Source organism: Vibrio sp. ArtGut-C1, from assembly GCF_002105475.1.
Taxonomy (GTDB): Bacteria; Pseudomonadota; Gammaproteobacteria; order Enterobacterales; family Vibrionaceae; genus Vibrio; species Vibrio diabolicus.
In genome coordinates this window covers 1-11879 of the sequence record NZ_NCTH01000008.1, presented here as the reverse complement: position 1 = coordinate 11879, position 11879 = coordinate 1, and the positions used below count along the sequence as shown (strand labels likewise).

The following is an 11879-nucleotide window of genomic DNA, read 5'->3' as shown; positions in this document are numbered from 1 at the left end:
GCATGCAGATGCTTTTAAGAGGATAGATGCAAAAAAGCCCCAGTCTTTCGACTGGGGCTCTAAATAGCGGTCGGTGAAGAGCCGAATTCTAACTTCAGGCGAACCCCATCTGGGTTCAAATCCTTTGAAATACTGTCGACTAATAGTCGTCCAAGCGAGATCATAAACTCTAAAACGACGAAAGCCTGCTAAAAAGCAGGCTTTCTAATAGTGGTCGGTGAAGAGGGATTCGAACCCCCGACCCTCTGGTCCCAAACCAGATGCGCTACCAAACTGCGCTATTCACCGAGCATATATTCTTTAAATAAAGAATGGGGTGGCTAACGAGACTTGAACTCGCGACAACCGGAATCACAATCCGGGGCTCTACCAACTGAGCTATAGCCACCATCAAATTGTCATGTTTACCGCTATCTCAGCCATAAACTAAATAGTGGTCGGTGAAGAGGGATTCGAACCCCCGACCCTCTGGTCCCAAACCAGATGCGCTACCAAACTGCGCTATTCACCGACGATTTTTTATCTTGATTTAATCAAGATTGGAAGCAATGCTACCGCATTCAATCTAAAAAAGAAAGAATGGGGTGGCTAACGAGACTTGAACTCGCGACAACCGGAATCACAATCCGGGGCTCTACCAACTGAGCTATAGCCACCACTGATTTTTTACCGATGTATCCTCCGAGGCAATGGTACGCCCGAAAGGATTCGAACCTTCGACCTTTGGCTCCGGAGGCCAACGCTCTATCCAACTGAGCTACGGGCGCATGCCCTATCGGCGGAGTGGAATAATACGGATATCACACTATGCCGTCTAGTACTTTTTTTACTTTTTTTATCGTTTGGTCTCTTTTTCGACAGTTATCTTCCTTTAAACTGAATTTTTGATGTGATTCACGCCCTGTCATGGATAACTTGTTGTTTATTGCAACAAGTTATCGGGATATAATCACCCATTATTTACATTGATTTAACAGCTGCAACCAAGTTGTCTAATCATTCTATGCCATTCAGTGGAATTTAGTGATTTCTCTGCTCGGCATTAATACTCTAACTATATAAATAGGTAAGTCACTTACCTCGGGAATGTGAAGTGGGTTTAATGGATATGTCTCGACAAATGATTAGCGTTTTGTTCGCTGCCTTAACGTTTTCTACGGCAGCTTTAGCTTCTGACATCAGCCAAACTGAATACGATGCGATCGCAGAACGCATCCAACCTGTCGGTGATGTTTATCTAGCGGGTTCTGAGCCAGTGAAAGAAGAACCAACCGGTCCACGTGATGGCGCCACAGTTTATGGTACTTTTTGTATTGCTTGTCACGCATCTGGCGTAAACGGCGCACCTAAAACAGGTAATGCCGATGACTGGGCACCGCGTATTGCACAAGGCAAAGAGACGTTAGTGAAGCACGCGTTAGAAGGCTTCAATGCGATGCCTGCCAAAGGAACCTGTATGGACTGTTCTGACGATGAAATCATCGCAGCAATCGACCACATGATTGAAGGTCTATAAGTAAAGACATCAACGAAAAAGGCTTGCCAACTGGCAAGCCTTTTTGTTTTCAGTCAGTGAGAACAAGGTTACTCTACTTCTTAAACATTGCTCGAATATTGGCAATGTGTGCCTGACCTTTCGCCATACGCTCTTCTGCTGATACTGGCTTTTTGTTTACTTCCCATTCAACGTCATCAAATGGCAACTCATCCAAAAAGCGGCTTTGCGTCGGTTTGATCAACTCGCCGAACTGTCGACGCTCTTTGCACATAGTGAAAGTCAGTTCACGCTGCGCACGGGTAATGCCAACATACATCAGACGACGCTCTTCTTCGACGTTGTCTTCATCAATACTGGTTTGGTGCGGTAAAATACCTTCTTCAGACCCAATTAAGTATACATATGGGAACTCAAGGCCTTTTGATGCATGCAGCGTCATCAGTTGTACTGCATCGCTGTCTTCATCTTCTTCGCCACGTTCCATCATGTCACGCAAGGTCAAACGTTGAACGACTTCTTTTAACGTTTTCTCTTCTTGATCGTAGTTGTCACCTTCTAGGTCCGCCACTATCCAGGAGTAAAGATCAGAAACGTTCTTCATTCGCATTTCAGCGGCTTTCGGGCTTGCTGAAGTTTCGTATAACCAATCTTCGTAATGGATATCGCGAACCAAGGAGCGAACCGCTTCGACGGTATCGCCACGCTCAGCTTGGTCAGCAATCGCCACTAACCATTGGGTGAAACGACGTAAGTTTTCCAGGCCGCGTCCCGTTAAGTGCTGTTCGAGCCCCATTTCAAAACTCGACTCAAACAGGCTCTTCCCACGCATATTGGCATAACTGCCTAGCTTTTCTAAAGTTACAGGGCCAATTTCACGTCGTGGTGTATTCACAATGCGTAAGAATGCATTGTCGTCATCTGGGTTAACCAAAACGCGCAAATACGCCATGATGTCTTTAATTTCTGCTCGTGCAAAAAACGAGGTGCCACCAGAAATTTTATACGGCACACGGTTTTGCATTAGAGACTTTTCAATTAAGCGTGATTGGTGGTTACCACGGTACAAAATTGCGTAATCACGATAGTCGGTTCGATTCAAAAATTTGTGTGCAATCAACTCCCCCGTGACACGCTCAGCCTCATGCTCTTCATTTTTAGCCAACAACACTTTGAGTTTTTCACCGTCAGGAATTTCTGAAAATAAGGACTTCTCATAGACGTGAGGGTTGTTGGCTATCAAAATGTTGGCCGCACGCAGGATTCGACTCGTAGAGCGGTAGTTTTGCTCCAACTTAATCAATCGCAAATTCGGGTAATCTTCACCCAGCAAGACTAGGTTCTGAGGCTTCGCACCACGCCATGAATAAATGGACTGGTCATCATCTCCTACGACCGTCAATCGCCCACGTTCACCGACGATTAATTTCACCAATTCATATTGACTCGTGTTGGTATCTTGGTACTCATCGACCAACAGATAGCGGATACGGTTCTGCCAACGTTGACGAACGTCTTCATGATTGCGCAAGAGTAAGACGGGCATCAAAATTAGGTCATCAAAATCGAGCGCGTTATAGGCTTTCATTTGCTTTTGGTACATATCAAAGCAGAACGCAAACAATTGCTGCTGCTCACCTTGCGCACGCGCTTTGGCTTGCTCTGGCGTCAACATGTCGTTTTTCCAGTTGGAAATACAACTCAGAAGCTGACGTAGCAGATCTTTATCACCATCAAGCTGCTTTTCGGTAAGTTCCTTGAGTAGCGCCAGTTGGTCTTGGTCATCAAACAGTGAAAAGCCCGCTTTCAACCCTAAATGCTTGTATTCGCGTTTGATGATGTTTAATCCCAAGGTATGGAACGTTGATACCATCAAACCTTTAGACTCGGCTTTCCCCAACGTTTGGCCGACACGTTCTTTCATTTCACGCGCCGCTTTGTTGGTAAACGTCACCGCTGCAATATTACGCGCTTTGTAGCCACATTGCTGAACCAGATAAGCGATTTTATTGGTAATAACACGAGTTTTGCCCGAGCCAGCACCAGCTAGCACTAGGCATGGACCAGACACGTATTTCACGGCTTCATCTTGACTAGGGTTCAGCTTCATAGAAATTCTCTGCGGGTGATAAATGTGGCGCCTATGATAAAGGGGTGGCCTCGTGAAAGCTACGCTGATTTCTTGTAATTTTCATACCAACAAGCGCAACATTCTGTTGCATAAAAGGCGGGTATTTGAGCTATAATGAATGAACGTTCATTCACTGGTGGTAGGATTATGAAGGATAACCCTGCTGTAGATAAGCGAGAACAAATCTTAGTCGCTGCAGAGCAACTCATTGCTGAATCGGGCTTTCAAGGGCTTTCCATGCAAAAGCTCGCCAATGAAGCAGGTGTCGCAGCAGGAACGATTTATCGTTATTTCTCAGATAAAGAACATCTTTTGGAGGAGTTACGCCTTAACGTAGCAAAGCGCGTCGCTACGGCTGTGCAACTGGGCGTGAGTGAAGAGATGCCTTTAAAACAGCGATATCGAACCATGTGGCTCAATATTTGGAATCTAGCGAGCTCGAATTTAAATGCGCTCAGCAATCGAGTTCAATATGAGTCTCTACCCTGTTCAAATAGTAGCAAAGCTCGGGAACTTGAAAGACAAATGTTTGCCCAAGTAGATCTTCTTTTTAATCAGGGGAAAGAAGAGGGCGTATTCAAGCCTCTCGATAACGAAGTGCTTTCTGGATTGAGTTTTGAGGCAAGTGTTGCACTTGCTAGGAAACACGCTTTGGGATTTTATCAACTGGATAAGGCGGCATTAGAAGCTGCTATTGAAGCCAGTTGGGATGCAATTATTAAACACTAACTTGGAGTTCTTAATAGAATGAAAAAGTGGACTTTCTTTATGTTACTTATCGCCGTTCTATTGTTCGGCAGCGTGATAGGTTTCAACTTATTTAAGCAACAAAAGATTGCTGAATACATGGCAAACCGTCCTGAACCTGAGTTCCCAGTAACCGTGACGGAAGTACAAGCGGTTGATTGGGTACCAGTGATCGAGGCTATCGGTTTTATCGAACCAAACCAAGGTGTGACGGTCGCAAACGAAACCAGTGGTGTTATCGACAAAATCGCATTTGATTCCGGCACTCAAGTCAAAGCAGGTCAGCCATTAGTACTGCTTGACTCTGACGTTGAGAAAGCGAATTTAAAGAGCTCGCAAGCCAAGTTGCCAGCAGCAGAAGCGAAATACAAACGCTACCAAGGGCTATTTAAAAAAGGCTCTATTTCTAAAGAAGCGTATGACGAAGCAGAAGCGAACTACTTCTCCTTAAAAGCGGACATTGAAAGCTTGAAAGCGACCATCGACCGACGCGAGATCAAAGCGCCATTTGATGGTGTAGTAGGTATTCGTAACGTGTATCTAGGTCAGTACCTACAAGCGGGTACCGATATTGTTCGCCTGGAAGACACCAGCGTGATGCGCTTACGCTTTACCGTGCCGCAAACCGATATTTCACGTATCAATATCGACCAAGAAGTGGATATCTTCGTGGATGCCTACCCAGATCAGCCTTTCAAAGGTTCAATTTCTGCAATTGAGCCTGCGGTTAACGTACAAAGTGGCTTGATTCAGGTTCAAGCAGATATCCCTAACAGTGATGGCAAACTGCGTAGTGGTATGTTCGCACGTGCAAACATCATTCTGCCTAAATTAGAAAATCAGGTCACTCTGCCTCAAACTGCGATCACGTTTACGCTATACGGCGACAATGTTTACATCGTAACGGAAGAAGATGGCGAGAAACGCGTTAAGCAGCATGTGGTAAAAGTTGGCGAACGCTCTAAAGATATCGCACACATTCTAGAGGGCGTGAAGCCAGGTGATGTAGTGGTGACATCGGGTCAAGTCCGTTTAAGTAACCACGCAAAAGTAAGCATTGTCGAAAGCGATGCAACTACCCCACCTGCTGAAACACCAATGCTTTAAGTTGGAGGCATCATGCGCTTTACAGATGTTTTTATAAAACGTCCAGTTTTAGCGGTATCGATCAGTTTTTTGATTGCATTGCTTGGTTTGCAAGCCGTGTTCAAAATGCAAGTTCGTGAATACCCTGAAATGACGAATACAGTGGTCACCGTGACCACCAGTTACTACGGTGCAAGTGCCAACTTGATCCAGGGCTTTATTACTCAGCCATTGGAGCAAGCGGTGGCGCAAGCCGATAATATTGATTATATGACCTCGCAATCGGTGTTAGGTAAATCAACCATTACTGTCAACATGAAGTTGAATACCGACCCAAACGCGGCATTGGCTGACATCTTAGCGAAAACTAACTCGGTACGTTCCCAGCTTCCAAAAGAAGCCGAAGACCCGACCGTAACGATGTCGACCGGTTCTACTACCGCGGTATTGTATATTGGTTTTACCAGTGACGAGTTGTCTTCCAGCCAGATCACCGACTACCTTGAGCGTGTAATCAACCCACAGCTATTCACTGTAAATGGTGTATCAAAAGTCGACCTTTACGGTGGTATGAAATACGCGCTGCGCGTATGGCTAGATCCAGCCAAAATGGGCGCATTAAAGCTGACTGCAACGGATGTGATGAGCGTTCTTAACGCCAACAACTACCAATCTGCGACGGGTCAAGCGACGGGTGAGTTCGTGCTTTATAACGGTAGCGCGGATACTCAGGTATCAAACGTTGCTGAACTTGAAGCGTTGGTCGTAAAAACGGGTGAAGGGGACGTTATTCGCTTAGGTGATATCGCGAAGGTAACACTTGAGAAGAGTCACGACGTTTACCGTGCAAGTGCAAACGGCCAAGAAGCCGTGGTTGCTGCAATCAACGCCGCGCCAAGTGCCAACCCAATCAACATCGCTGCTGATGTGCTTGAATTATTACCTCAACTTGAGCGCAACTTACCAAGTAACATCAAAATGAACGTGATGTACGACTCTACCATTGCGATCAACGAGTCAATTCACGAAGTAGTGAAAACGATTCTTGAAGCGGCAATTATCGTACTTGTAGTGATTACACTGTTCCTAGGTTCGTTCCGTGCGGTCATCATTCCTATCGTCACTATTCCACTATCTTTGATTGGTGTGGCAATGGTTATGCAGGCAATGGGCTTCTCTTGGAACTTAATGACACTACTAGCGATGGTACTTGCCATCGGCCTGGTGGTGGATGACGCGATCGTGGTGCTAGAAAACGTGGACCGTCATATCAAAGAAGGCGAGTCACCATTCCGTGCAGCAATCATTGGTACGCGCGAAATTGCTGTGCCAGTTATTGCGATGACATTAACGCTAGGTGCGGTATACGCACCAATCGCGTTGATGGGCGGTATTACGGGCTCGTTGTTCAAAGAGTTCGCTTTAACGCTAGCAGGTTCGGTATTTGTGTCCGGTATCATCGCTTTAACGCTATCACCTATGATGTGTTCAAAGATGCTGAAGGCGAACGAAAAGCCGAGCAAGTTTGAGCAAAAAGTTCACCATATCCTTGATGGCATGACTAATCGCTACGCAAATATGTTAAAAGCAGTAATGGCGAGCCGACCAGTGGTGATCGTATTTGCCATTATTGTATTTGCAAGCCTACCTGTTTTATTCAAGTTTATTCCTAGTGAACTAGCTCCTTCTGAAGATAAAGGTGTTGTTGTGCTCATAGGGACCGCACCATCGAATTCGAATTTGGACTACATCCAAAACACCATGGATGATGTGAATAAGATTCTCTCTGATCAACCAGAAGTAGAATACGCTCAGGTATTTAACGGTGTTCCGGATTCTAATCAAGCGTTTGGTTTAGCTACACTCAAACCATGGGGCGAACGAGAAGCGAGCCAAGCAGAAATCAAACAGCGTGTTGGTGGGCTTGTTTCGAGCATTCCGGGAATGTCTATTGCTGCCTACGAAATGCCGGAGCTACCAGGTGCTGGTTCAGGCCTTCCTGTACAGTTCGTAATTACAACACCAAACAACTTTGAAAGTTTGTTTACCGTTGCAAATGACATTCTGTCAGAAGTAGCAAGCAGTCCAATGTTTGTCTATTCCGATCTGGATCTGAAATATGATTCTGCAACGATGAAGATCAAGATCGATAAAGACAAAGCGGGTGCCTACGGTGTGACTATGCAAGACATTGGTATCACCCTCAGTACTATGATGGCAGATGGCTATGTAAACCGTATCGACCTAAATGGCCGTTCTTATGAGGTAATTCCTCAGGTTGAGCGTAAATGGCGTCTAAACCCAGAATCGATGAAGAACTACTATGTACGCTCTGTAGATGGTAAAGCGGTTCCATTAGGTAGTCTGATTACCATCGATGTGGTGGCCGAGCCTCGCTCTTTGCCACACTTCAACCAGTTAAACTCAGCGACTGTAGGTGCAGTTACTGGCCCTGGTGTCTCGATGGGAGATGCAGTTAATTGGTTTGAAAATATCGCGCAAACCAAACTGCCTGCAGGCTATAACCACGATTACATGGGCGAATCTCGTCAGTTTGTAACGGAAGGTAGTGCCTTGTATGCAACCTTTGGTCTTGCACTTGCGATCATCTTCCTCGTTCTGGCGATTCAATTTGAATCACTCCGCGACCCTATTGTCATCATGGTATCTGTACCGCTAGCAATATGTGGTGCCTTGATCGCGTTGGCGTGGGGTACGGCCTCAATGAACATCTACTCGCAAGTTGGTTTGATCACGCTGGTCGGCCTAATCACCAAGCACGGTATCTTGATCTGTGAAGTAGCCAAAGAAGAGCAGTTACATAATAAACTGTCTCGTATCGATGCGGTGATGGAGGCTGCGAAAGTGCGTCTTCGCCCTATCCTAATGACAACCGCAGCGATGATCGCAGGTCTTATCCCGCTGATGTACGCAACAGGTGCAGGTGCCGCGCAACGTTTCAGTATCGGTATCGTCATCGTTGCTGGTCTAGCAATTGGTACATTGTTCACACTATTCGTACTACCTGTGATTTACAGCTACCTAGCAGAAAAACACAAACCACTGCCAGTATTTGTTGAAGACAAAGACTTGGAGAAATTGGCACGAGTTGATGAAGCGAAAGCAGCCCACCGTGAATTAGCGGATAACAGATAAGCTTTTAAGGCATTCAAAAAGGTCACTTCGGTGACCTTTTTTATTGCCGCTCTCTTTTTTGCCATCTAAATGGCGACTTTCACGTATCATTTACTTAAAATGAGGACAAATCAAAAGGAGTTTTAGCCACTATGTTTGACCCAAAGAAATTAGAGCAAATTGCTAAACAGATTCACGACTCAATGCCTCAACCTGTAAAAGAGTTAGGCTCTGATGTTGAGCAGAAGGTTCGCCAAGTAATCCAAGGCCAACTGAATAAGCTAGATGTAGTAAGCCGCGAAGAGTTTGATGTTCAAACTCAAGTTTTACTGCGCACGCGTCAAAAGCTGACAGAAATGGAACAGAAATTGGCGGAGCTTGAAGAGAAGCTTGCAGAAAAATAAGTGTTAAAACGCTCCTCACAAAGGAGCGTTTTTCTTATCGGCGCGCAGATAAATCGGCTAAAAATAAAAAGGCTTGGTCAACGGCGACCAAGCCTTTTGATTAGATGTTGTGTTTTTGTATTTATCGACTCCAGTCTGGCCAGAGTTCATTTAATATTTTCTCTACTTTGAAGCAAAGAAAATTAGCCACCAACCGCGATGCGCTTCATATCTGTCATATAACCACGTAGTTCTTCACCGATATATTCTACAGGGTGGTTTCGGATTGTTTCATTCACAGCGATAAGAGTCGCGTTATCCACTTGGTTAGAAGTTTCACCTAGACCTTTACCAATGACGTCTGTACTAACAGAAGGCATGAATTTTTCACGCAGTAGCGGCGTTGCTACATTAGCAAATAGGTAGTTACCATATTCAGCCGTATCAGAGATAACCACGTTCATCTCGTATAAACGCTTACGTGCGATAGTGTTTGCGATAAGTGGCAGCTCGTGTAGAGACTCGTAGTAAGCAGACTCATCGATGATGCCAGAAGCGGTCATCGCTTCAAATGCTAGCTCAACACCCGCACGAACCATAGCAACCATCAGGATACCGTTATCGAAGTACTCCTGCTCAGAAATTTCTACGTCAGTTTCTGGGTAGTTTTCGAAAGCAGTTTCACCCGTTTCTGCACGCCAGCCTAGTAGGTTTGCATCGTCGTTTGCCCAGTCAGCCATCATCGTGCTAGAGAAGTGACCTGTGATGATGTCATCCATGTGCTTGTTGTATAGCGGACGCATCAGCTCTTTTAGCTCTTCAGAAAGCTCAAATGCTTTCACTTTTGCAGGGTTAGTTAGGCGATCCATCATGTGAGTGATACCACCAAACTTCAGTGCTTCAGTGATGGTTTCCCAACCGTATTGAAGAAGCTTACCTGCGTAGCCAGGATCGATACCATCAGCAATCATCTTCTCGTAACATACGATAGAGCCAGCCTGTAGCATGCCACAAAGGATAGTTTGCTCACCCATTAGGTCAGATTTCACCTCAGCAACAAAAGAAGACTCTAGACAGCCTGCACGGTGACCACCTGTTGCTGCAGCCCAAGCTTTCGCGATATCCCAACCTTCACCTTTTGGGTCGTTCTCTGGGTGAACAGCGATAAGAGTTGGAACACCGAAACCACGCTTGTACTCTTCACGAACTTCCGTGCCCGGGCACTTAGGTGCAACCATTACTACTGTTAGGTCTTTACGGATTTGCATGCCCTCTTCAACAACGTTGAAGCCGTGTGAGTAACCTAGCGCTGCGCCTTCTTTCATTAGCGGCATTATCGTCTCAACAACGTTTGTGTGCTGCTTATCTGGAGTAAGGTTTACTACTAGGTCAGCTTGTGGAATTAGCGTTTCGTAGCTACCTACTTCAAAACCGTTGTCTTTTGCATTTTTGAAAGATTGACGTTGCTCATCAATTGCTGCTTGGCGAAGCGCGTAAGCAACGTCTAGGCCAGAGTCACGCATATTCAGACCTTGGTTAAGACCTTGAGCACCACAACCTACGATGACCACTTTCTTGCCTTTTAAGTAATCCGCTTCTGAAGCAAATTCACTACGATCCATAAAGCGACAACGACCTAATTGGTCCAACTGCTCGCGCAAGTTTAAGGTATTGAAATAATTAGCCATCTGGGTGCTCCTTTGAGATTCTTCCATTGAGGTCGGTAATTGCCTTACCGAATAACTTCATACTAAAACAGACATTAAATTGCTTAAAGTGATATATTCACAATTAGTTATTGCAATTTGTGCAACATGGAAATGAAGATTTAATGAATATCAAAAGCCTGCAACTTTTTATTCATCTGTGTGAGAGTAAAAGTTTCGCTAAGACCGCAGCAGCGATGCATGTGAGTCCTTCAGCCTTGAGCAGACAAATACAAAAGCTAGAGGAAGAAACTAGCCAACAATTATTTTTGCGGGACAATCGCAGCGTTGATTTAACGAGCCAAGGCAAAAAACTGGTTCCTGTCGCCTTAAAAATTCTTGGCGAATGGCAGCAGTACCAAAGTCACCTAAAGGGAGCAGAGGACGAATTGAAAGGAGAAATCCGTCTCTTTTGTTCGGTTACTGCAAGCTACAGCCACCTGCCAGAGTTAATCTCTGATTTTCGTCTGCAGCATCCTTTTATCGAATTTAAGCTATCAACCGGCGATCCAGCTCAAGCGATCGACAAAATTTTAGCAGATGAAGCAGATATTGCCATCTCAGCCAAATCTGAGCAGATGCCAAGCAAAATCGCATTTGAAACGATCAGTGAAATACCGCTTTCTGTCATCGCTCCTGTCGGCGTGAGTTCATTTGCGGAAGAGCTACAAAAAGAAAGACCAAACTGGTCAGTCATTCCATTCATTCTCCCAGAAGCAGGGACAGCAAGAGATAGAGCCAATACTTGGCTCAAAAAAATGAAAATAAAGCCGAATATCTACGCGCAAACGTCAGGGCATGAAGCCATCGTAAGTATGGTTGCACTAGGATGCGGTGTAGGTATAGCACCTGATGTCGTGATCAACAATAGCCCGGTGAGAGAGAAGATAAATCGCTTAAAATTGTTACCAATTAAGCCGTTTGAACTTGGTGTCTGCTGTACCAAAAATCAGTTAGAGAACCCATTAGTGAAGGCTTTTTGGAAAGTAGCGGAGAGTAAATACATTACACCTTAACGATAGATGTTTGAGTTCTGAGTGCTTAGGTAATTTTCAGAACCCAGAAACGTAAAAAAGCCCACTCTTTCGAGTGGGCTTTTTCAAATTTAAAGCCTGGCGATGTCCTACTCTCACATGGGGAAGCCCCACACTACCATCGGCGCTATTTCGTTTCACTTCTGAGTTCGGCATGGAAGT

General features: G+C 45.2%; 8 protein-coding genes and 5 tRNA genes. 6 read left to right on the top strand and 7 right to left on the bottom strand.

The features are described 5' to 3' along the window. Positions 1-211 precede the first annotated feature (211 nt). From B7360_RS08990 to B7360_RS08970, 5 genes are all read right to left on the bottom strand, one after another. Positions 212-288 (bottom strand) — tRNA-Pro (locus B7360_RS08990). 24 nt (positions 289-312) lie between these two features. Then, positions 313-388: transfer RNA gene (locus tag B7360_RS08985), tRNA-His, on the bottom strand. A gap of 46 nt (positions 389-434) precedes the next feature. Further along, a tRNA-Pro gene (locus B7360_RS08980) sits at positions 435-511 on the bottom strand. A gap of 69 nt (positions 512-580) precedes the next feature. Further along, positions 581-656 (bottom strand) — tRNA-His (locus B7360_RS08975). 34 nt (positions 657-690) lie between these two features. Next, positions 691-767: transfer RNA gene (locus B7360_RS08970), tRNA-Arg, on the bottom strand. 335 nt (positions 768-1102) lie between these two features. On the opposite strand from B7360_RS08970, the gene B7360_RS08965 reads away from it, so the two are divergent. After that, the gene (locus tag B7360_RS08965) at positions 1103-1516 is read left to right on the top strand and encodes a cytochrome c5 family protein (RefSeq protein ID WP_012841248.1); all 414 of its coding nucleotides are present in this window, start codon (positions 1103-1105) and stop codon (positions 1514-1516) included. Positions 1517-1589: 73 nt separating this feature from the next. Here B7360_RS08965 and rep read toward each other — a convergent pair whose 3' ends face one another. Beyond that, positions 1590-3605 (bottom strand): DNA helicase Rep, encoded by a 2016-nt coding sequence (gene rep / locus B7360_RS08960; RefSeq protein WP_005398170.1) that lies wholly within the window; start codon positions 3603-3605, stop codon positions 1590-1592. A 168-nt stretch (positions 3606-3773) separates the two neighbouring features. Between rep and B7360_RS08955 the strand changes: the two genes are divergently transcribed. The 4 genes from B7360_RS08955 to B7360_RS08940 all read left to right on the top strand — a co-directional run bounded on the left by B7360_RS08955 (position 3774) and on the right by B7360_RS08940 (position 8998). Further along, positions 3774-4355 carry a TetR/AcrR family transcriptional regulator gene (locus B7360_RS08955; protein WP_005398171.1) on the top strand — a complete coding sequence of 194 codons (582 nt, stop codon included), beginning with the start codon at positions 3774-3776 and terminating at the stop codon, positions 4353-4355. A gap of 18 nt (positions 4356-4373) precedes the next feature. Further along, positions 4374-5480: a multidrug efflux RND transporter periplasmic adaptor subunit VmeC gene (gene vmeC, locus B7360_RS08950; RefSeq protein ID WP_005398173.1), complete on the top strand. Its 1107-nt coding sequence runs from the start codon at positions 4374-4376 to the stop codon at positions 5478-5480. Between the two features lie 12 nt (positions 5481-5492). Beyond that, positions 5493-8615, top strand: coding sequence for a multidrug efflux RND transporter permease subunit VmeD (vmeD, locus tag B7360_RS08945; RefSeq protein ID WP_006743289.1), 3123 nt, complete (start codon positions 5493-5495; stop codon positions 8613-8615). Between the two features lie 131 nt (positions 8616-8746). Next, positions 8747-8998 carry an accessory factor UbiK family protein gene (locus tag B7360_RS08940; RefSeq protein ID WP_085343343.1) on the top strand — a complete coding sequence of 84 codons (252 nt, stop codon included), beginning with the start codon at positions 8747-8749 and terminating at the stop codon, positions 8996-8998. Positions 8999-9180: 182 nt separating this feature from the next. On the opposite strand, the gene ilvC is transcribed toward B7360_RS08940, so the two are convergent. Continuing rightward, entirely contained in the window at positions 9181-10665 is a 1485-nt protein-coding gene (gene ilvC, locus B7360_RS08935; RefSeq protein ID WP_046874191.1) for a ketol-acid reductoisomerase, read from the bottom strand. Between the two features lie 143 nt (positions 10666-10808). Between ilvC and ilvY the strand changes: the two genes are divergently transcribed. Next, a complete protein-coding gene (ilvY, locus tag B7360_RS08930; RefSeq protein ID WP_085343342.1) occupies positions 10809-11699 on the top strand; it encodes an HTH-type transcriptional activator IlvY in 891 nt (296 codons plus the stop codon). Positions 11700-11879: the final 180 nt, after the last annotated feature.